At 65.3% G+C, this 19,646-nt stretch carries 19 protein-coding genes; 14 read left to right on the top strand and 5 right to left on the bottom strand.

The features are described 5' to 3' along the window. Positions 1 to 433 precede the first annotated feature (433 nt). The 7 genes from argS to FVW20_RS08365 all read left to right on the top strand — a co-directional run bounded on the left by argS (position 434) and on the right by FVW20_RS08365 (position 6,874). Positions 434 to 2,089, top strand: a complete 1,656-nt coding sequence (gene argS / locus FVW20_RS08395; RefSeq protein WP_196609062.1) for an arginine--tRNA ligase — start codon at positions 434 to 436, stop codon at positions 2,087 to 2,089. Between the two features lie 24 nt (positions 2,090 to 2,113). Beyond that, complete coding sequence (locus tag FVW20_RS08390) at positions 2,114 to 2,989, top strand: SPOR domain-containing protein (RefSeq protein ID WP_196609061.1); 876 nt, start codon at positions 2,114 to 2,116, stop codon at positions 2,987 to 2,989. A gap of 161 nt (positions 2,990 to 3,150) precedes the next feature. Then, on the top strand, positions 3,151 to 3,954 hold the full coding sequence (locus tag FVW20_RS08385) for an MlaE family ABC transporter permease (RefSeq protein WP_196609060.1): 804 nt from the start codon (positions 3,151 to 3,153) through the stop codon (positions 3,952 to 3,954). 12 nt (positions 3,955 to 3,966) lie between these two features. Continuing rightward, complete coding sequence (locus FVW20_RS08380) at positions 3,967 to 4,788, top strand: ABC transporter ATP-binding protein (RefSeq protein ID WP_196609059.1); 822 nt, start codon at positions 3,967 to 3,969, stop codon at positions 4,786 to 4,788. Between the two features lie 112 nt (positions 4,789 to 4,900). After that, positions 4,901 to 5,347: an outer membrane lipid asymmetry maintenance protein MlaD gene (gene mlaD / locus FVW20_RS08375; RefSeq protein WP_196609058.1), complete on the top strand. Its 447-nt coding sequence runs from the start codon at positions 4,901 to 4,903 to the stop codon at positions 5,345 to 5,347. A 2-nt stretch (positions 5,348 to 5,349) separates the two neighbouring features. After that, positions 5,350 to 6,054, top strand: a complete 705-nt coding sequence (locus FVW20_RS08370) for a Tgt2/MlaC family protein (RefSeq protein WP_196609057.1) — start codon at positions 5,350 to 5,352, stop codon at positions 6,052 to 6,054. Between the two features lie 40 nt (positions 6,055 to 6,094). Continuing rightward, entirely contained in the window at positions 6,095 to 6,874 is a 780-nt protein-coding gene (locus FVW20_RS08365; RefSeq protein WP_196609056.1) for an MlaA family lipoprotein, read from the top strand. A 390-nt stretch (positions 6,875 to 7,264) separates the two neighbouring features. Here the strand turns inward: FVW20_RS08365 and FVW20_RS08360 are convergent, their stop codons facing one another. Further along, complete coding sequence (locus FVW20_RS08360) at positions 7,265 to 7,582, bottom strand: cupin domain-containing protein (RefSeq protein WP_167121790.1); 318 nt, start codon at positions 7,580 to 7,582, stop codon at positions 7,265 to 7,267. Between the two features lie 442 nt (positions 7,583 to 8,024). On the opposite strand from FVW20_RS08360, the gene FVW20_RS08355 reads away from it, so the two are divergent. From FVW20_RS08355 to FVW20_RS08335, 5 genes are all read left to right on the top strand, one after another. Next, positions 8,025 to 8,384, top strand: a complete 360-nt coding sequence (locus FVW20_RS08355) for a LysO family transporter (protein WP_196609055.1) — start codon at positions 8,025 to 8,027, stop codon at positions 8,382 to 8,384. Further along, positions 8,381 to 8,986 carry a LysO family transporter gene (locus tag FVW20_RS08350; protein ID WP_196609054.1) on the top strand — a complete coding sequence of 202 codons (606 nt, stop codon included), beginning with the start codon at positions 8,381 to 8,383 and terminating at the stop codon, positions 8,984 to 8,986. Before FVW20_RS08355 ends, FVW20_RS08350 begins: the two co-directional genes overlap by 4 nt. Before the next feature lie 156 nt (positions 8,987 to 9,142). Further along, the gene (locus tag FVW20_RS08345) at positions 9,143 to 9,883 is read left to right on the top strand and encodes a basic amino acid ABC transporter substrate-binding protein (RefSeq protein ID WP_196609053.1); all 741 of its coding nucleotides are present in this window, start codon (positions 9,143 to 9,145) and stop codon (positions 9,881 to 9,883) included. Between the two features lie 89 nt (positions 9,884 to 9,972). After that, positions 9,973 to 10,764 carry an amino acid ABC transporter permease gene (locus FVW20_RS08340; RefSeq protein WP_196609052.1) on the top strand — a complete coding sequence of 264 codons (792 nt, stop codon included), beginning with the start codon at positions 9,973 to 9,975 and terminating at the stop codon, positions 10,762 to 10,764. Then, positions 10,751 to 11,497, top strand: a complete 747-nt coding sequence (locus FVW20_RS08335) for an amino acid ABC transporter ATP-binding protein (protein WP_231038971.1) — start codon at positions 10,751 to 10,753, stop codon at positions 11,495 to 11,497. The genes FVW20_RS08340 and FVW20_RS08335 overlap by 14 nt, the downstream gene beginning before the upstream one ends. 303 nt (positions 11,498 to 11,800) lie before the next feature. Here the strand turns inward: FVW20_RS08335 and FVW20_RS08330 are convergent, their stop codons facing one another. The 4 genes from FVW20_RS08330 to FVW20_RS08315 all read right to left on the bottom strand — a co-directional run bounded on the left by FVW20_RS08330 (position 11,801) and on the right by FVW20_RS08315 (position 17,681). Then, complete coding sequence (locus tag FVW20_RS08330) at positions 11,801 to 12,541, bottom strand: hypothetical protein (protein WP_231038970.1); 741 nt, start codon at positions 12,539 to 12,541, stop codon at positions 11,801 to 11,803. A gap of 448 nt (positions 12,542 to 12,989) precedes the next feature. After that, the gene (locus tag FVW20_RS08325) at positions 12,990 to 15,962 is read right to left on the bottom strand and encodes a bifunctional uridylyltransferase/uridylyl-removing protein GlnD (RefSeq protein WP_196609051.1); all 2,973 of its coding nucleotides are present in this window, start codon (positions 15,960 to 15,962) and stop codon (positions 12,990 to 12,992) included. An 87-nt stretch (positions 15,963 to 16,049) separates the two neighbouring features. Next, the gene (locus tag FVW20_RS08320) at positions 16,050 to 16,388 is read right to left on the bottom strand and encodes a P-II family nitrogen regulator (protein WP_012612013.1); all 339 of its coding nucleotides are present in this window, start codon (positions 16,386 to 16,388) and stop codon (positions 16,050 to 16,052) included. A gap of 84 nt (positions 16,389 to 16,472) precedes the next feature. Continuing rightward, positions 16,473 to 17,681: an ammonium transporter gene (locus FVW20_RS08315; protein ID WP_196609050.1), complete on the bottom strand. Its 1,209-nt coding sequence runs from the start codon at positions 17,679 to 17,681 to the stop codon at positions 16,473 to 16,475. 427 nt (positions 17,682 to 18,108) lie between these two features. On the opposite strand from FVW20_RS08315, the gene tpx reads away from it, so the two are divergent. Together tpx and FVW20_RS08305 are read left to right on the top strand one after the other, a co-directional pair. Continuing rightward, positions 18,109 to 18,621, top strand: coding sequence for a thiol peroxidase (gene tpx / locus FVW20_RS08310; RefSeq protein ID WP_196609049.1), 513 nt, complete (start codon positions 18,109 to 18,111; stop codon positions 18,619 to 18,621). A 525-nt stretch (positions 18,622 to 19,146) separates the two neighbouring features. Then, entirely contained in the window at positions 19,147 to 19,620 is a 474-nt protein-coding gene (locus FVW20_RS08305) for a hypothetical protein (RefSeq protein ID WP_196609048.1), read from the top strand. Positions 19,621 to 19,646 lie beyond the last annotated feature (26 nt).

Genomic DNA, 19,646 nt, shown 5'->3' with positions numbered 1-19,646 from the left:
CGGCTGGCCCTGCCTGCATCGCGGCAAACACGCAACGCGTCACCGCCATGTTCCCCGCCCCGGCGCCGCGTGCACCCCGCCGCTGCCGCGCGTCCCGACGGCTTTGCAGTCGCGCCGTTTTCTGGTACACGACCCACTTCGGACAAGCGCCCCGCCCTTGCGGCTCCGTGCCCGCCCACCCGCGCGACAGGCCGCTTGCGGGCCTTTGCAGGCAGGTGAGGGCAACCTCGGGCCATCCGGCGATCTGCGGCGGAGTCCGGCGAGGTCCGGTGATATCCGGGGATATCCAGTGATATCCGGCTAAGTCCGGTGCGCTTCGGCACTTCCGCACGGCGGAATCCGCACATTTTTCGTACGGCAGCCAGCGAACAGCGGCCAGCCGCCGCCCACACAGACGGCACAATCCCACAAGCCAACAGGACACCATACATCCATGCGCGCACGTCAGCAGCTGCTGGCCTCCCTTCAGGCCATCGTGAAGGACATGGGGCTTTCCTGGCCCGAAAAGGCCACCCTTGAACCGCCCCGCGACAAGTCGTTCGGCGACCTTGCCGCCAACATCGCCCTGGTGCTTTCGAAAGACGCGGGGGTTCCCCCGCGCGAACTGGCCTCGCGCCTTGCCGGTGCCCTGCGCGATTCCGACCCGGCCATCGCCTCCGTGGACATCGCCGGGCCGGGCTTCCTGAACGTCACCTACTCGCCCGATTTCTGGCGCGAAACCGTGCTGCACGTGGAAGCCGCGGGCGACCGCTACGGCGCCACCGCCGTGGGCGCGGGCCGCAAGGCGCAGGTGGAGTACGTGTCCGCCAACCCCACCGGGCCGCTGCACATCGGCCACGGGCGCGGAGCCGCCCTTGGCGACTGCTTGGCGCGCGTGCTGCGCTTTGCCGGGTACGACGTGACCACCGAATACTACATCAACGACGCCGGTCGGCAGATGCGCCTGCTGGGCCTTTCCGTCTGGCTGCGCGCGCTGGAGCTTTCCGGTCGCCCGTTCACCCTGCCCGAGGATTTCTATCGCGGCGACTACATCAAGGACATCGCCGCCGAGATGCTGGCCAAAGACCCCGGCCTTGTGGACCTGCCCGAAGCCGAAGGCCAGGACCGCTGCTTCGAATACGCCATGAACTCCATCATGGACGGCATCAAGCAGGATCTTGCCGACTTCCGCGTGGAGCATCAGGTGTGGTTCTCCGAGCTTTCGCTGGTGCGCGAGGGCGCGGTGGAAAAGACCTTCGAGCGGCTGAAGGCCGCCGGCCTTGCCTTCGAGCAGGACGGCGCGCTGTGGTTCCGCACCACCACCCTCGGCGACGACAAGGACCGCGTGCTGCGCAAGTCCGACGGCACCCTGACCTACTTCGCCTCGGACATCGCCTACCATGACAACAAGTACGACCGGGGCTTCGACCTCGTGGTGGACATCTGGGGCGCCGACCACCACGGCTACGTGCCGCGCATGCGCGCCGCCGTGGCCGCGCTGGGCAAGCGGCCCGAACAGTTCGACGTGATCCTGGTGCAACTGGTGAACCTGCTGCAGAACGGCGAGCAGATCGCCATGTCCACCCGCGCCGGGCAGTTCGAGACCCTGCACGACGTGGTCAGGGAAGTGGGCGCCGACGCCGCGCGGTTCATGTTCCTTTCGCGCAAGAGCGACAGCCACCTCGACTTCGACCTGGAACTGGTGAAGCAGCGCTCCATGGACAACCCGGTGTACTACGTGCAGTACGCCCACGCCCGTGTGTGCGCCGTGCTGCGCAAGGCGGCGGAACGCGCCATCGTCCTGCCCGCGCGGCTGGACGCGGCGGCGCTGGCCCCGCTGACCCTGCCGGAGGAACTGGACCTGCTGCGCCTTGTGGACCGCATGCCCGACACCCTTTCCGCCGCAGCCGAAGGGCTGGCCCCGCACCACGTCAGCTTCTATCTGATGGAAGTGGCGGGCGCCCTGCACAGCTACTACGCCAAGGTGCCGGTGCTGAACGCCGCCGACGCGGAAACCATCGTGGCCCGCCTTGCCCTGCTGCGCGCCGTGGGCCAGGCCGTGGCCAACGGCCTGAACCTGCTTGGCGTCGAAGCGCCAGAGGCCATGTAGCGCGCCATAGCGCGGGAACAAGGCATGGCAGCACCCAGACAAGGGCAGAACGGACCGGGCCCGCAAAACGGGCGTGGCGGCCAGGGGACGAAGGATGGCGGACGCAAGAAGGGCGTCTACACCATCAACGTCACCCTGCCCTCGCTCATTTCGGCGGGCATCGTGGCCATCATCGGCTTCGGCTGGGTGTTCGTGCTCGGCGTCATCGTGGGGCGCGGCTACAACCCGGAAGAACGCCTGGGCATCGACCGCATCATGCCCAAGCCCGCCGTCAACGCCTCGCAACCCACCCCCATGCCCGGCGGGGTCATCAAGCCGGAAGACCTCCAGTTCATGGATTCACTGCGCGCCAAGCCCGCCCCGGTTTCCGGCAACGCGGGGGTGGCGGTGAACGCTTCGGAAATCGTGGCCAAGAACGCCAAGAAAGACCAGAAGCCCGACCCGAAAAAGGACGCCAAGACGGCGGCCAAACCCGAGGCCAAGGCGGATTCCAAGACCGCCCAGAAGGCCGAGGCCAAGCCCGACGCCAAAAAGGACGACAAGAAAGCTACGGCGACCACCGCCGCCGTTCCGAAAGATGCCAAGGATTCCAAGGACGCCAGGGATTCCAAGGACGCCCGGGCGGCGGAGTCCAAGCCCGCCGACGGCGAGCGCTTCGACTACGTGTACCAGGTGGCGGCCTACAAGGCGGCGGACCCAGCCAACGCCCTGAAGGCCAAGCTGGAAGCCTCCGGCATCAAGGTACGCCTGGATTCATCGGTGGAAAACGGCGTGTCGTGGTACCGTCTGAACGCGCTGTTCCGGGGCACCCCCGAGGACACGCGCCAGTTGCGCGCCGCGCTTGCCAGGCACGGCATCGACAAGGTCATCCTGCGCAGCAAGACGCCGGCGTCCCGATAGGGCAGCCTTGACGGCATGTTGCGGCGGGACTACCTTGGAAGGATGTAAAGACGCCTGAAACGGGCAGGCCCATTCCGGCACCCTGCCGAAGCGTTTCGAACCGCCCGCAAATCCCGCGGGCACCCGCGCGGCCAGTCGCCGCGCCACCGGAAGAGGACAGCATGAGCACAGGCCCCGGCATACTCGCCCCCGTTACCGCCCTTGGCGCGGCAACCCTGCGCCTGCTGGGCGAGATGGGGGCCATGTTCCTGTTCCTGGCGGACGGCCTGCGCCTCATCTTCGCCTCGCCCAAGCAGATACCCAAGATACTGAACCAGGTGTTCGTCATCGGCTCCAAGTCGCTGTTCGTCATCCTGCTCATCGGGGTATTCACCGGCATGGTGCTGGGCCTGCAGGGGTACTACACGCTGGTCAAGTTCGGGTCCGAGGGGCTGCTGGGCGCCGCCGTGGCCCTTTCGCTGATCCGCGAACTGGGGCCGGTGCTGACGGCCATCATGGTCACGGGCCGGGCCGGGTCGTCCATGGCCGCCGAAATCGGGGTCATGCGCATCACCGACCAGATCGACGCGCTGGATGTCATGGACATCAACCCCATGGCCTACCTGGTGGCCCCGCGCATCGCCGCATCGCTGATTTCCTTCCCGCTGCTGACGGCGGTGTTCGACGTGGTGGGCATCCTTGGCGGCTACGTCACGGGCGTCACCCTGCTGGGCATCAACGAGGGCGTGTACTTCTATCGCATCCAGTCCAGCGTCGAGATGGCCGACATCACCGGCGGCTTCATGAAGTCGCTGCTGTTCGCGGTCATCGTGGCCACGGTAAGCTGCTACCAGGGGTATTTCACCCACATGCGCCGCGACGGCGTGGGGCCCGAGGGCGTCAGCAACTCCACCACCTCCGCCGTGGTCCTTTCGTGCGTGTTCGTGCTTGTGGCCGACTACGCGCTGACCTCGTTCCTGCTGTAAGAGACCACGGCCATGCGCGCTAATTCCGGATGGGACATACGGCTTGACGGCCTGGCGGTGGGCTACGGCGACCACGTGGTGCTGCGCGACGTGAACGCGCTGCTGCCCGCGGGCGAAATTTCCATGATCATCGGCGGCTCGGGCTGCGGCAAGTCTACCCTGCTGCGGCATGTGCTGGGCCTGCAACGCCCCATGGCGGGCACCCTTTCGGTGGGCGGGCGCGACCTGTTCGCCCTTGCCGGGCGCGATTTCCGCAAGGTGCGGCGGCGCATGGGGGTGCTGTTCCAGGACGGGGCGCTGCTGGGTTCGCTGACGTTGGGCGACAACGTGGCCCTGCCCCTGCGCGAGCACACCGGCCTGCCCAAGGCCACCGTCCGCCAGATCGTGCTGCACAAGCTGGCCCTGGTGGGGCTGGCCGACTACGCGGACTACTACCCCAACCAGCTTTCCGGCGGCATGCGCAAGCGCGCGGGGCTGGCGCGGGCCATTGTCATGGACCCGCCCATCCTGCTGTGCGACGAGCCGACATCGGGCCTGGACCCGGTCAACGCCGCGCGCATGGACCAACTGCTGCTGGACATGCGGGCAAATTTTCCCGGCATGACCATTGTTGTGGTCAGCCACGACCTGCGCAGCCTGGACGCCATCGCCAATTACGTGCTCATGCTGCACGACGGCACGGCGGCCTTCGCGGGGCCGGTGGATGCGCTGCGCGCGTCAGACGATCCGTATGTACGCAGCTTTCTGGATCGTCGGGCCGACGAGGACCAACGGACCGGGGTATCGCTGGCGCCAGAGGTGCAGCAGGCCCTTGACGCCTGGCTGGAACGCTGACGCAAGGCAGAACCGCTGGCACGCGGAGTCCGGCAGATTCCGGTGCCTGGCCGCCGCGGCAGGCACGACAACTACCGTCAACCAAAGCCCCAACGGATACGGGAAGGGCAGCATGAAAAAGTATTCGCGAGAAACATCGGTCGGCATCTTCGTGCTTATCGGGCTGCTGTGCGTCGGCTACCTCACCATAAAGCTGGGGCGCATGGAACTGTTGTCCGACAAGGGCTACACCGTGCACGCCCGGTTCACCTCCATCACCGGCCTGCGCGTGGGGGCAGAGGTGGAAATCGCGGGCGTGCCCGTGGGGCGCGTGGCGGGCATCACGCTGGCGCCGGACAAGCCGGTGGCGATGGTCAGCCTGCGCATGCAGGAAGGCGTGCACCTGACCGACGATGTCATTGCTTCGGTAAAGACCAGCGGCCTCATTGGCGACAAGTACATCAAGCTTTCACCCGGCGGTTCTCCGGACCAGCTTGGCGAAGGCGACGAAATCACGGAAACCGAATCGGCCATCGACATCGAATCGCTGATCAGCAAGTACGTGTTCGGAGGAGTCTAGGCATGCTCATGCACACTGTCCGTCGCGGTGTCCTTCTTGCCGCGCCGCTTTTCAAATCCCTGTCCTGCGCCCTGCTCTGCGCCCTGCTTGCCTGGGCCGCTCCGGCCCTTGCCGCCACGGACAGTGCGGGCGCCGCCCGCACGGCCCTGAAGACCTCGGTGGACCGCATTCTCGACATAGTGAAGCAGCCCGGTTACACCGACGCAGCCCAGCGCCCCGCGCTCATGGACCAGGTGGAGAACGAAATCCGCCGCATCTTCGATTTTCGCGAATTCTCGGCCCGCACCGTGGGCATGAACTGGCCCTCGTTCACCCCAGACCAGCAGGACCGTTTTGCCGAGGCCTTCGCCTCGCTGCTGCGGGCCACCTACCTTGAAAAGTTCGACGGCTACACCGGCCAGCAGGTTCTGTTCACCGGCGAGCTTGTCAGCGGCAAGGGCGACAAGGTCGAGGTGCAGACCACCGTGGTGATCAAGGACAAGCAGGTGCCCGTTGCCTACCGCATGCTCCAGAATCGCCAGCAGAACTGGGTGGTGTACGACGTGATCATCGAGGGCGTGAGCATGGTGAAGAACTACCGGACCCAGTTCCAGGATCTGCTGGAAAAGGGCACCGCAGACCAGCTCATCGAGCGGGTGCGCGTCAAGGCCGACGAGGTGCGCAAGCAGCCCGCCCAATCGGGACAGCCGGGACAGCCCGGCAAGTAGTCCGCCGCACGAACAAGAACCCGCCTTCGGAGGAATGCACATGGCCGCAGGTTCGTTCCGCATCAACACCGCGCTGTGCACGGCGTGCCTTGTCTGTGCCCTGCTGCTGACGCCGGCGACCGCCAGCGCCGACATGCCCGCCGAAGGGACGCCCCATGCCCCGCCCACGGTGACAGCGGATCTTGATGACTACGACACCAACAACGAAGACATGGTGGCCGACCCGCTGGAAAACTGGAACCGCATGTGGTTCGCCGTCAACGACGTGCTGCTGCTCAAGGTCATCAAGCCGGTGCACAAGGGCTACGTGGCCGTGACGCCTGACGAACTGCGCAGCGGCGTCCGCAATTTCTTCCACAACCTCGCCTTTCCCATCCGCTTCCTGAACTGCCTGCTGCAGGGCAAGCCCAACGAAGCCGGGGTGGAGATGGGCAGGTTCATCATCAATTCCACCGTGGGCATGGCCGGGTTCATCGACGTTGCAAAAAAGGACAAGCCCATAGTGGAGCCGGACAAGGAAGACTTCGGCCAAACCCTTGGCGCGTGGGGCGCGGGCGAAGGGTTCTACATCGTCTGGCCGTTGATCGGCCCCAGCACCCTGCGCGACAGCGTGGGCCTTGCTGGCGACTATCTTGCCGACCCGTTCGGCTACATGGTCGATGGCTCCACCGAATACATCGCGGGACGCGGTTACGGCGAATTCAACAAGGCCGACGAGGTCATCTCTGGCTATGAAACCGTGACCAAGAGCGCGGTGGAGCCGTACACCTCGGTGCGCAACGCCTACATCCAGATGCGCCGCGCCAAGGTGGCCAGGTAGCGGACCGTACAACCGGACCAGTGAATAACGAAGGGAGGCCCCATGGGGGCCTCCCTTCGTTCGTTTCAGACCGCCGACACCCCCGGATGCACGCAGGAGAGGGGTTCTCTTGCGGTTGCCGCGGGCGGGCCTCCGCATCGTGCGGATGGCGTCCGCAAGGCGTGCAAAGGGTCTTCCTCGTTCTTCCAAAGATTTCCAATTATGTTTTCAAAATATTGCAGCAACATAAAACAAGAAGCTCAAGGGACAGCCGCCGGAGTCATCCACAAACGTGCCTTGGCGACAACCAGAAAGGGAGGCCCTTGGAGCCTCCCTTTCTGGTTGCTGACGGCGGACGTACGCCGGGTTGCCGCCCATGGCGTGCACCGACGAACGGCAAGACGGTTTGCCCTAGATGGGCGGGGCGATGACGACAACGACCCGCATCTCGGTCTTTGCCCGCACCCCATGGGGCACCCGGATTTCCGAGACCAGCATGTCGCCCTGCTTCGCGGGGATGGCCGCTCCGTCCGCGCCCAGGAATTCGCCCTCGCCCTCGATGACGGTGATGGCCAGTTCGCCGTCGATGTCGTGGCTGTGCACGGGCAGTTCCTGCCCGGCCTTGAAGTTGAAATTGATGATCTTGAAGTTTTCCGAGTCGTGCACCAGATTCATGGCGAACCCGGCGTCCTTGAAGATACGCATGTCGTCGAGGCGGATGTGGCGCATGGTCGTCTCCTTGTCTGGTTCATTGTCGTCATGGTTGTCGCGGGCGGCGGTGTGCGCCCGGTGTTGTCTGTTGCGGGGCGGAGTGGTTTCCACCGCCCTCGCCCACAATATAGGTGCTCTGGCCGGACAATGCGTGACGCGCATCACGGGCGGGGGGTTTTTCCGATTTTTTTGCCGCGCGACCCGAGGACAACGTTCCTTCTTGCCCCAGCCTCCCTGCCCCCCCTGTCGGCCCCTCCCGCCCGGTGCTGTCACCGTCCGCCGCCTATCCTGCCCTTCGCCCAGTCCGCCCCCCTTACTCTCCCCCTGTCCGGCCCTCCTGCGGGACTCCAGGTTGACAGCCCGGTACGGGCAGGCTACCGCTGGCCTTTCCCTGAATCGGCGGCCCGTTGCCGCGCATCATGGCGGCGTGTTCAAGCCACGCCGCGCAAGGACAGTTTTCATGATCGTCGAAATAGGCTGCATAGCCGTGGGCGTGCCCGCGGGCTACCTGCTGCGCTCACGCCCCGCCGTTGTCGGCGCCGTTGACCGGCTGACCACATGGTCCATTTACACGTTACTGTTTCTGCTGGGCCTGTCACTGGGGTCGGACGACGCGCTGGTGGCCAAGGCTGGCGACATCGGCCTGCGGGCCGTGGTCATCAGCATGGCGTCACTGGCGGGCAGCGTTGCGGCAGGGTGGCTGCTGCAACATGTGCTGTTGCGCGGCGCCCTGGACGGCCCCGGCGCCACCCACCCGGCCTCGCCGGAAACGGGTGCGGCCACTCCCCCTGTCACTGCGCACACGGGAGACCGGCCATGAAGGGCAGTCTGATCATTCTCGGCTTCTTCCTGTCCGGCGTGCTGCTGGGCAGGCTGGACGTCATCCCCAGGGCCGACCAGGCGGGCGACCTGGCCTCGTGGGCGCTGTACATGCTGCTGTTCGTGGTGGGCATGGGCATCGGGTTCGATACACGCTCGTTCCGCATCCTGCGCGAGTTGCACGTGAAGGTGGCCCTGGTGCCGCTGTTCGTGGGCATCGGGACCCTTGGCGGCTCGCTGGCGGCCTGGGCCCTGCTGGGCGACATGCCCCTGCGCGACGTGCTGGGCGTGGGCGCGGGCTTTGGCTACTACAGCCTGTCCAGCATCATGATAACGAAAATGGGCGATGCAGCCCTCGGCTCCATGGCGCTCATCGCCAACATATCGCGCGAACTGGTCACCCTGCTGTCCGCCCCCCTGCTGGTGCGCCGGTTCGGCGGGCTGGCCCCGGTGATGGCGGGCGGGGCCACCAGCATGGACACCTGCCTGCCCATCATCGCCCGCTACGCCGGGGAGCGGTACGGCATCATCGCCGTGTTCAGCGGCATGGTGCTGACCGTGGCCGTGCCCATCCTGGTGACGGCCATCTTCAACTGGATGTAGAGAGCGCACACCGCCCCGCGAAGTGGTGACAAATGTGTCAACCATGCCGCAAGGGGCTGGCGTTTTCTCACTCATTCATTGACAATCTGCTCACTTATGCTCCAGAAAAGGAAGTCCGTCCGTCACACCAACCACATGTCCAGAGGAGAATCCGGGATGCTGAAGAAGATCGTCCTCACCCTTGCGGCCCTGCTGGTCACCGCCAACGTGGCCTTTGCCGAGAAGACCATCGTCGTTGCCCAGGACGCCACCTGGCCGCCCATGGAATTTGTTGACGCGAACAAGAACCTCGTCGGCTTCTCCGTCGATTACACCGACGCCATGGCCAAGGAAGCGGGCTTCAAGATCGTGCACAAGAACGTGGCCTGGGACGGCATCTTCGCCGGGCTCGAATCCGGCAGCTACGACGCCATCGTCTCGTCGGTGTCCATCACCGACGAACGCAAGAACGCCATGGACTTCACCGCCCCCTACTACGAAGTGCGCCAGGCCCTCGTGGTGCCCAAGACCACCAACGCCACCAAGCTGGACGACATGAAGGGCAAGACCCTTGGCGGCCAGATCAGCACCACCGGCTACTTCACCATCAAGAAGACCGCCGGCGTCACCGCCAAGTCGTACGACGAAATCGGCCTGGCCATGGAAGACCTGTTCAACGGTCGCATCGACGGCGTGGTGTGCGACGATCCCGTTGCCGCCAGCTACGCCCTGCAGCAGGAACAGTACGCCGCCAAGATGAAGATCGCCTTCGTCATCGAAACCCAGGAAAAGGAATTCTACGGCATCGCCGTGAAGAAGGGGAACAAGGAAGTACTGGACCTTCTGAACAAGGGCATCGCCGCCGTGAAGGCCAAGGGCATCGACAAGCAGCTCCGCGAAAAGTGGATCGGCCGCTAGCCGTGCCCGGCTAGATACTTGCGCACCATGGGGGACTGGCGGTATTACGCCGGTCCCCCGTTTTTCAACGTCAAAGCCTCAGAGACGCCATGACCAACGAACCCCAGAACGTCCGCATCGTCATCACCGACGGCGCGATCATACCGGACCCGAAGGAACGGCGGATCATAACCGCGTGGTCCATCTCCTTCGTGGGCGCGCTGGGCGCGCTCGTCTACCTGTGCGCGAGCCGGCCAGAGCCATACTGGCGGTTACTGCAATTTCTGCCGGACGGCATTGCCGTCACCTTCAAGGTGACCGTGCTGTCCATCCTGTGCTCCATCCCCATCGGGCTCATCACCGGGCTTGGCCGCCTGTCGCGCAACCGGCTGATCAACCTTGTGGCTTCCACCTACGTCGAGGTGGTGCGGGGCATTCCCCTGCTTGTGCAGCTTTTCTACATCTACTACGCCCTTGGCCGGTTCCTGAAGGTGCCGGACCTGCTGGCCGCCATCATCGCCCTCAGCGTGTGCTACGGCGCCTACATGGGCGAGGTGTTCCGCGCGGGCATCGACTCCATCTCCAAGGGCCAGACCGAAGCCGCCCGCTCGCTGGGCTTCAACCGGGCGGAGACCATGTTCATGGTCATCCTGCCGCAGGCGTGGCGCACCATCCTGCCGCCGGTGGGCAACGAATTCATCGCCATGCTGAAGGACACCTCGCTGGTGTCCATCATCGCCGTGGCCGACATCCTGCGACGCGGGCGCGAATTCGCCTCGGAGAGCTTCCTGTACTTCGAGACGTACACCATGGTCGCCCTCATCTACCTGTTGATCACGCTGTTCCTGTCCAAGGGCGTCAGCATCATGGAATCGAGGTTGAACTACTATGACCGCCGATAGCGTCGAACCCATCATCCGCATCAGCCACGCCTGGAAGTTCTTCGGCGAGCTGACGGCCCTCAACGACGTCAGCCTTGACGTGATGCCCGGTGAAAAGGTGGTCATCTGCGGGCCGTCAGGCTCGGGCAAGTCCACCCTGCTGCGCTCCATCAACCGGCTGGAAACGGTGGACAAGGGCACCATCATCGTGGACGGGCAGGACGTGAACTCGCCCGACAACGACATCAACAAGATCCGCCAGGAACTGGGCATGGTCTTCCAGAGCTTCAACCTCTTTCCGCACAAGACCGTACTGCAGAACCTGACCATGGCCCCCATGCGGCTGCGCAAGATCCCGCGCCCCGAGGCGGAAAGCCGGGCACTGGAACTGCTGAAGAAGGTGGGCATCAGCGACAAGGCCAACGTGTTTCCGGCCATGCTTTCGGGCGGGCAGCAGCAGCGCGTGGCCATTGCCCGCGCCCTGGCCATGAACCCCAAGATCATGCTGTTCGACGAGCCCACCAGCGCCCTTGACCCGGAAATGATCGGCGAAGTGCTGGACGTCATGGTGACCCTGGCCCGCGAAGGCATGACCATGGTCTGCGTGACCCACGAAATGGGCTTTGCCCGCGAAGTGGCCGACCGCATCATCTTCATGGACCACGGCCAGGTGCTGGAAGAAAACGCGCCCCAGGATTTCTTCGGCGCGCCCAAGCACCCGCGCCTGCAGAAGTTCCTGAACCAGATCCTGTAGCGCGTCCGCCGCGCCGCAGGCTGTACGACGAATGCATACGGGCCGCTCCATCTGGGGCGGCCCGTTTTTGCGTGTGGGGTAAAAGGATGCCTCCGGCGGCCAGGGGGCACGCCCCCTGGACCCCTTTCCTAATATTCCTCGGGACCCCATCTGCATCACAGGTTCAGGAAAAGACAGCTTCCACGTTCCGATCAGAAATACTGCGCCGCTACATGGAAAATCACCCGCATACCAAAACATACCGCCGGGCAGAAGCAGACACTTCGCCAGACGGCATGTTCCGGACTCTCTGCCTGAGTGAGTTCAGCTCGTGAAGATGCGCAACCTCTCCCCTTGCGACAGGATATAGTCCACCTCCAACGGCAGCAGACAGAACCGCTCGCGTAGGGCGTGGGCGTGGAGCAGAAACATCCGGTAGTCAGCACAGCCGCGCGGTGTGGCGTACTTTTTGACCGAATCCCCTTTCAGGAAACCCAGCCCACGCCACAGGGCCGGGGTACAGGGCAGGCAGAATGAAGCATCATCCGCGTCGGCAACCGAACCGGACTTCAGGTACAGCAGCAACGACTGCCCGAAAATTCCTACCCCTGACGGGCGGTGCACATCATGCAAACGAAAAGCTTCGTGCAGATCAGGGCCGGGCGGCAATGCCCACAAAGCAGCCAGCCAAGGCAAGACATCCGCCATGTTCGCGGCACGGCTCGACAGCGAGGGGTACCCTGCCCCGAAACGGGTGCAGGTGATGCGCTTGGGCACGCTGCCCTCAATGCATTCACGGTTCACGGCCATGCACATGGCCCGAAAGTCGTCGGCGGACATGAAACCGCTGCCGCCCGGCCCGAAGGCAGCGTCCAGCAGCGCGCGCGCCTCGGCCTCTCCCTGCTTGCGGCTGTTGATGAAGTCCACCCCGGAATGAATGTCGCGCCACTCGTCCACCCGCGCGGCATACCGCTCGAACATGCTGCCTCCGTGTGCCGTGAAAATCTGCCCGACCGGCCCTGGCCCCATTCGCGCGACCACCGCGCAAACCAGTTCGCGGGCCATTGCGCCTTCGCCCTGCCCCGCATTGTCGCGTCGCCCACGCTGGATAACAAAAAAAACGTGCGTTCCCAAGGGATGCACTGGCATCCCGAGCGCACAGCTGAATACCCACGGCATGTTTAAAGCGGCATTTCTCTTTGCCTTCCTGCCTGTGATGACATGCCTTTCTTCCTTACACTCCGCGCCGGGCTCCCGGCGCGGATGGCTGGTGCGGGCGCGATGCAAGGAATTACGAGTTTTTGCGCCGGACAAGGCGAATCGGCATTTTTGAGCGCAGATCGCCCGCTGTTAGGCAAGCGCGAAGCGCGAGTCTTACAGCGGGCGAAAGCAGAGCTGTACTCATGTACGTGAGCATCAAAAACGCCGATTCAACGCCGTCCGGCACAAAAAGACGGATTCTGCGGCAGGGCGCACGCGTTACCGCAGCCCCGCCCTCAACAATCTTACTTCACTACTGCGACACCACGTGCAGCAGGGCCGCGCGCACCTCGTCCATTTGCTGCTCGTCGGTAATCTTCTGGCCATACACCGTACGCACCGAAAAGCTGTCCGAGGTGCGGTTGCCCAGCGTGGCGATCTTGGCAAACAGGATATCCAACTGCAACGTCTGCAACACCCGTGCGACATCATACAGCAGTGCGGGGCGGTCCGGCGCAAACACCTCGACCACGGTGTGGAAGTCCGACAACTCGTTGTCGATACGCACCTCTGGCGGACGGCGCACCGCATCCAGCAACACCGTGGGCACCTTGTGCTTCAGCGCGTTGGACGCACGGGCCTGCTCCAGCCGGTAATCCAGCGACAGCTTGCCCGTCAGCGCGAAATGGATGGCCCCGCGCACCTTGCCCCAGAAATCCCGGGCGTACAGCGGGTCCGGCGGCGCGGTAACGTGAAAGATGTCCAGCACGGTGCCGTCGCTCCACACGTAGGCATCGGCCCCGAACACGTTCAACCCGTGCAGCGAAAGCACGCCCGCAATGGTGGCGAACAGCCCGGACTGGTCGCGCGCGGCCACCAGCACTTCCCACAGTTCGCTGTCGCGCCCGCCGTGCAGGGGCCTGCCCTCCACTACCACCACGCCCCGCTCGGCCCGGTCCTCGGGCAGACGACGGCGCGATTCGGCCACGTCGCGGTTCAGTTGGTAGACCAGCGACATGTGCCGCACGATGTCTTCCGGCGGCATGGCCAACAGGTAGCGCGAGGGCATGGCGTCCAGGTACAGCCCCGCCGTTTCCAGCGTATAGTGCAGGGCGGACTGACGCTCGCGCACCAGGGACCGCACCATGTCTTGCGTGCGCACGATGGCCTGTGCGGTCTGCGTGCCCGCAAGCTGCCCGTCGCGCAGCATGTTGGCCACCTTGCCGTGCAGTTCGTACAGCAGGCTGGCGGTCCAGCGGTTCCACGCCTTGTGGCCGGTGGCCATGGAATCGGCATGGGTAAGCAGGTAGAGCATGTTCAGGCGGCGCAGGCTGCCCACGGTGCCCGCGCACTGGGCCACCACCGACTCGTCGTTGAGGTCGCGGCGCTGGGCGGTGCGGATGAGCAGCAGGTGGTGCAGCACCAGAAAGACAACGTCGTCGATGATCTCCGGCGGCGCGTCCCACTCGGCCAGCAGGCGCATGGCCATTTCGGCCCCCACCTCGGAATGGTGCGAGGCATCGGACCCGCCCTTGCCAAGGTCGTGCAGCAGCGCGGCCATCAGCAGGCACAGCCTGTCGCGCGCGGCATCCGCGTCCTGCGCCCCCAGCCCGCCCAGTCCACCTGGACCGCCCAGTCCACCTGACCCGCCCAGTCCACCTGACCCGCCCAGTCCACCTGACCCGCCAGGCCTGGCCTGCCCATTGGGCACGCTCAGGCAGCCGCCGCGCCAGAAGCCGGAAAACGGCTCGGTATCATCGCTGGCCAGCGATTCCAGTTGGCGGATCACGAACAGGGTGTGCATGCCCACGGGATAGGTATGAAACCCGTCAAACTGCACCCTGTCGCGCGCTTCGGCATAGGCGGGCAGGATGGCGGGCAAAAGGCCCGTCTCGTCCATGTGCCCAAGCACCGGAAACGCCTTGCCGGAAGCAAGGATGCGCATCAGCGCCGCGCCCACCTCGGCGCCGGAAAGGGCGCCCTCCTCGCCGGACAGGGCCTGTTGCAGGGCCTTCTCCATGGCCTTGCGGGTGTTCCAGTCGGGGGCTGGGGCAGCGGGACCGGGCCATTCGGCGGCGCGCACGAAGGCGGAAAGGGCCAGGCCGGGGGTGACCACCGCCGGATCGGGCAGGCAGATGTGCAGCGTGCCGCCCGCCATGACCACGGGGCCTTCCACCTCGGGGCAGGGCTGGTCGGGGTGCACCGGGCCGCCGGGGGTGCCCCGGAAGGCCGCGGACAGCGCCTTGATGTGCGACATGCACCGATGCAGGCGCCCCAGGAAGCATTCCACGGCCAGCAGGTTGCCGCACTCGCGAAAGCCGAGACGGGCAGCGATTTCCGGTTGCAGGTCAAGGAACAACTGGTCGTTCTTGCGGCGTGAAAGATGGTGCAGCAGGTTGCGCACGTCGTGCAGGAAGCCCACGCTCTCGCGCAGGAGGGCGGCGTCGGACGCGGAGAACCCGGCCTGGGCCAGGATTTCCTCCACGGTGCCCGCCTCGTTGCGGATGCGGCCCAGCCACAGGATGCGATGGTAGTCGCGCAGGCCGCCCAAACCCTCCTTCAGGTTGGGTTCCAGCAGCACTGCGCCGTCGCCGTGCGAGGCGCGCCTGCGCTCGTGCTCCTCGTCGTTCCAGGACAGGAACGAGGCCCCCCGGCGCGGCAGCACCTTGTCGTTCAGGCGGTCCACCATCTCGCGGAACAGTGCCTCGTTGCCGGTGATCAGCCGCGCGTCCAGCAGGCTGGCCAGCACCTTGTGGTCCTTGGCGGCCAGCTTCACGCAGTCGCCTATGGTGCGGAACCCGTGCCCAAGGGTGTAGCCCGCGTCCCACAGGGGCAGAAACAGCGGCTGGGCCAGGTCGATGGCCTGCGGCGGGATGGAGCGACCGCACAGGATCAGGATGTCGATGTCCGACCCCAGGCACAGTTCCTCGCGGCCATAGCCGCCCACAGCCACCAGGGCCACCTTGTCGTGGCCGCCGCGCAGTTCGGCGAAGCGAAGGCGAAAATAGTCGTCCAGCAGGCGACTGTAGGCCCGCTCGAAACGCGATGCGCCTGCGGCCATGGATATGGACGCGGGCGCGGTGTCGCGGCAGTGCGCATCGGGCCTGACGGCGTCGGGTCGGGCGGCGCAGGCATTTTCCTGCGGTGCCGCGTCAGGGGGGGGCTGGGAGGCGTCCAGGCGTTCGAGCAGCGCGGCGCGCCCTTCGCGCAACACCGTGGCGGCATCGCGCGGCGTGCCGGAACTGCCGGCGGGAGCGGAGAAAGATGGCCCGTGTGCCTGCGTCATGGAAAAATGGGGGGTGGAAGGTGGGTATGGACGGGCGGCGCCCCGTTCGCTGCCGAGGCGCCGCCCATGGATTGCTATATGTTGCAGCTAGATGGCTTCCACGCCGGTCTCACCGGTACGGATGCGCAGCACGTCTTCCACCGGCGAGATGAAGATCTTGCCATCGCCCACCTTGCCGGTGCGGGCAGCCTTGACCACCGCATCGACCAGCGGCTTCACCTGCGCGTCGTCCACGACGACCTCGATCTTGACCTTGGGCATGAAGTCCACCTGGTACTCGGCACCGCGGTACACTTCCTTGTGGCCGCGCTGGCGGCCGAAGCCCTTTACTTCCGTGACGGTCATGCCCTTCACGTCAAGGCCAGCCAGCGTTTCCTTGACCTCGTCCAGCTTGAAGGGGCGGATGATGATCTCAAGTTTCTTCATGATGTCCATCCTGAAGCTCGGTTCGTGTTCAGGGAAGGGATGACCCCTTCCGCCTTGTAGGCGACAACGGCGGCAGCGGCAAGCTTAGAGCTGGTAACCCGTCTCGTTGTGCTCGCTGACGTCGAGGCCCGCGACTTCCGACTCCGTATCCGCGCGCAGGCCGACGAGGGCGTCAACCACATGGAACAGGATGCGGCTGGCCACGTAGCAGAACAGCCAGGTCGCGACCACGGAGATGAACTGGATCCAGAGCTGCGAGGGGTTGCCTTCGAGCAGGCCGGTGGCGGTGTTCACGGCGCTGGTGGCGAAGATGCCGGTGGCCAGGGCGCCGAAGGTGCCGCCCACGCCGTGCACGCCCACCACGTCCAGGGCGTCGTCGTACTTGAAGACATGCTTCATCAGCACGCCGCCGTAGCACAGGGCGCCGCCGATGAGGCCCATGATGATGGCGGGCATGGGGGCCACGAAGCCGGCGGCGGGAGTGATGACCACAAGCCCGGCCACGGCGCCGGAAGCGGCACCAAGGGTGGTGGGCTTGCCGGTGTGCAGCCATTCGGCGGCCACCCAGCTGATGACGGCGGCGGCAGCGCACAGGTGCGTGGTGACGAAGGCGTTGGCGGCAAGGCCGTTGGCGGCAAGGGCGCTGCCGGCGTTGAAGCCGAACCAGCCGAACCACAGGATGCCCGCGCCAAGCACGGTCGTGGGCAGGTTGTGGGGCACGAAGGGCTCGCGGCCATAACCATGGCGGCGGCCCAGCACATGGGCGGCGGCCAGGGCGGCGGCGGCGGAGCTCATGTGCACCACGGCGCCACCGGCGAAGTCAAGCGCGCCAAGGCCGAACATCCAGCCGCCACCCCACACCCAGTGGGCCATGGGGGCGTACACCACCAACAGCCACAGCACCGAGAACAGCAGCATGGCGCGGAAGCGGATGCGTTCGGCGTAGGCGCCGGAAATGAGGGCCGGGGTGATCACCGCGAACATGCACTGGAACACCATGAACAGAAGGTGCGGGATGTTGGTGACCGATTCGCTGGGTTCCATGCCCACGCCGTTCAGGAAGGCGAAATCAAGCCCGCCGATGACCCCGCCGATGTCGGGGCCGAACGCCAGCGTGTAGCCGATGACCGCCCAGACGACGCTGGCCACGCCCAGAAGAATGAAGCTGTGCATGGTGGTGGACAGCACGTTGCGCGCACGCACGAGCCCCCCGTAGAACAGGGCGAGCCCCGGGGTCATGAACATGACCAGAGCGGAGCAGACCAGGATGAAGGCGGTATCCGCCGCGTTCATGTGAACCTCCTCGAAGTGTTGACGTACACCCCCTGCCGGACCGAACGGACAGGGGCAAACCCGAACGATGCCATGGTAAAGGCAAGGAGCGTGCCATTTGCTACAAAATGGTCTGCTTCAATGAATTCGGCATGTTGTACAAATCACGTTTTCTTGTCTTTTTTCATTTTAGTAATATTGAGTGTAATTTTAATTCTGATTTTGTAAAAACATACATTTTTGCAACCCCAACTGAAAAAAGTATCCCGCTCCGGTTTGCATGCCGCACCCATTGTGATATGGCTTTTCGAACCGCCGTGCCCGTCACCTGTCGCAAATGGGCGGACACGAAGCCGTCGCGCCCGCAAGAGGGCGCGAAACACCGCCAAGGCTCCTCGCTTCGGCGAGGCGGACCCTTTGAACCCCCTTCCGCAGGAGGCGGATACCCATGGACCGTACCGGCATCATCACATTCAGGGGCACCCCCCTCACCCTCACCGGCACCCCGGTGGCCAAGGGCGACAAGGCCCCCGGCTTCTCCGCCCTGGCCAACGACCTGTCCCCGCGCTCCCTGGCCGATTACGTCGGCAAGGTGCTGCTCATCTCCGCCGTGCCATCTCTTGATACCGGCGTATGCGACATGGAAACCCGGCGCTTCAATCAGGAAGCCACCCGCCTTGGTGCGGACGTGCGCATCCTGACCATCAGTTGCGATCTGCCGTTCGCCCAGGCCCGCTGGTGCGGCGCCGCCGGTGTGGACGCGCTGGAAACCCTGTCCGACCACCGCGACCTGTCCTTTGGCAGCGCCTACGGCGTGGTGATCAAGGAACTGCGCCTGCTGACCCGATCCATCTTCGTGGTGGACCGGTCCGGAACGGTCACCTACACCGAAGTAGTGCCCGAAGTGAGCCACGAGCCCAACTACGAGGCCGCCCTGGCCGCCGTCCGGGCCGCCCTGTAACGAACCCGCGGCGGGGCCGACGCCAGGCTTCGCCCCCGCCGGAGCTTGTGCGCTGACGCAACGAAATGGCGCAGGACGTACGCGAACAGACGACTTTACGAAAATGACAATGCGGTTTCGCCCACGCGAAACCGCATTGTTCTTTTGGCATGCGCATGCCCTGTCCGTTCCTCCTGCCCCTGCCCTGCACGCCCGGCGCGGGCATCGGCCATTCCTGCCTGCGCCGGTTCGCGCCCCCCTATGCCAACTCACGCCGGTCCAGCAGCGATGCAACGCCAGTTCGCCCCGGGTCGAGCCCGCCTGCCGCACGGTGACGCGTCGGCCTCCTCGTTGGGACAGCGCCGACCGCGTCATTGCGCCGCACAGACCGAGCAGGCCCCAACGGCCCCACCGGCCCGCCAGCCTTGCACGGCGGCCCTGCCTGGGCTAGGCTGCGCACCTTGTCATGCCTTGCACGTTTGCCGCGCAGCACGCGGGCCGCGCAAGGCGCCCGACGGAAATCACCAGGCCGCAGGAGCAGCCCGCATGTCCGCATCCTCCCTCTCTCCCGACCAGGCCCGCGCCCACCTCGTCGCCACCGTGCAGCGCCATCTGTCGCGCGACGCGGGGCGCCGCACCGAGGCTCTGGAGGAATTCATGGCCGTGACCATGCCCGACATGGACGAACGGGGCACGCGGGTGCTGTCGGCCATGGTGCCCCAACTGCCGGAATCGCTGTACGACAAGTGGGCTTGCATGTTCGTGGACCGTTTGCAGGAAACCGTGCCCCACGAACACCTGACGGCCTTGTGCGACGGCAGCGAAGACAACGACGCCACCATCGCCCTCGTCTACGTGATGTTCATGGAATCGGAAAAGATGGAACGCCAGGTGGCGGAAGACCTGCACGCCCTTGGCCTCGCCCAGGACGGTGAAAATGGCCCCGGCGATGCGGGCGCCCTGCTGGGCGCGTACCTGCGCGCCCGGCTTGCCGCGCGCGGGCAGGGGCCAACCCGGTAAGCGGACCATGCACCGTCGCCCTGGCC

This window comes from Nitratidesulfovibrio oxamicus, assembly GCF_015731765.1.
Taxonomy (GTDB): Bacteria; Desulfobacterota; Desulfovibrionia; order Desulfovibrionales; family Desulfovibrionaceae; genus Cupidesulfovibrio; species Cupidesulfovibrio oxamicus.
This window is presented reverse-complemented; position numbering and strand designations above follow the sequence as displayed.

Bases quoted from the DNA above. Each gene is read 5' to 3' on its own strand.
- argS (WP_196609062.1), top strand. From the start codon at position 434: ATGCGCGCACGTCAGCAGCTGCTGGCCTCCCTTCAGGCCATCGTGAAG.
- FVW20_RS08390 (WP_196609061.1), top strand. From the start codon at position 2,114: ATGGCAGCACCCAGACAAGGGCAGAACGGACCGGGCCCGCAAAACGGG.
- FVW20_RS08385 (WP_196609060.1), top strand. From the start codon at position 3,151: ATGAGCACAGGCCCCGGCATACTCGCCCCCGTTACCGCCCTTGGCGCG.
- FVW20_RS08380 (WP_196609059.1), top strand. From the start codon at position 3,967: ATGCGCGCTAATTCCGGATGGGACATACGGCTTGACGGCCTGGCGGTG.
- mlaD (WP_196609058.1), top strand. From the start codon at position 4,901: ATGAAAAAGTATTCGCGAGAAACATCGGTCGGCATCTTCGTGCTTATC.
- FVW20_RS08370 (WP_196609057.1), top strand. From the start codon at position 5,350: ATGCTCATGCACACTGTCCGTCGCGGTGTCCTTCTTGCCGCGCCGCTT.
- FVW20_RS08365 (WP_196609056.1), top strand. From the start codon at position 6,095: ATGGCCGCAGGTTCGTTCCGCATCAACACCGCGCTGTGCACGGCGTGC.
- FVW20_RS08360 (WP_167121790.1), bottom strand. From the start codon at position 7,582: ATGCGCCACATCCGCCTCGACGACATGCGTATCTTCAAGGACGCCGGG.
- FVW20_RS08355 (WP_196609055.1), top strand. From the start codon at position 8,025: ATGATCGTCGAAATAGGCTGCATAGCCGTGGGCGTGCCCGCGGGCTAC.
- FVW20_RS08350 (WP_196609054.1), top strand. From the start codon at position 8,381: ATGAAGGGCAGTCTGATCATTCTCGGCTTCTTCCTGTCCGGCGTGCTG.
- FVW20_RS08345 (WP_196609053.1), top strand. From the start codon at position 9,143: ATGCTGAAGAAGATCGTCCTCACCCTTGCGGCCCTGCTGGTCACCGCC.
- FVW20_RS08340 (WP_196609052.1), top strand. From the start codon at position 9,973: ATGACCAACGAACCCCAGAACGTCCGCATCGTCATCACCGACGGCGCG.
- FVW20_RS08335 (WP_231038971.1), top strand. From the start codon at position 10,751: ATGACCGCCGATAGCGTCGAACCCATCATCCGCATCAGCCACGCCTGG.
- FVW20_RS08330 (WP_231038970.1), bottom strand. From the start codon at position 12,541: ATGGCCCGCGAACTGGTTTGCGCGGTGGTCGCGCGAATGGGGCCAGGG.
- FVW20_RS08325 (WP_196609051.1), bottom strand. From the start codon at position 15,962: ATGACGCAGGCACACGGGCCATCTTTCTCCGCTCCCGCCGGCAGTTCC.
- FVW20_RS08320 (WP_012612013.1), bottom strand. From the start codon at position 16,388: ATGAAGAAACTTGAGATCATCATCCGCCCCTTCAAGCTGGACGAGGTC.
- FVW20_RS08315 (WP_196609050.1), bottom strand. From the start codon at position 17,681: ATGAACGCGGCGGATACCGCCTTCATCCTGGTCTGCTCCGCTCTGGTC.
- tpx (WP_196609049.1), top strand. From the start codon at position 18,109: ATGGACCGTACCGGCATCATCACATTCAGGGGCACCCCCCTCACCCTC.
- FVW20_RS08305 (WP_196609048.1), top strand. From the start codon at position 19,147: ATGTCCGCATCCTCCCTCTCTCCCGACCAGGCCCGCGCCCACCTCGTC.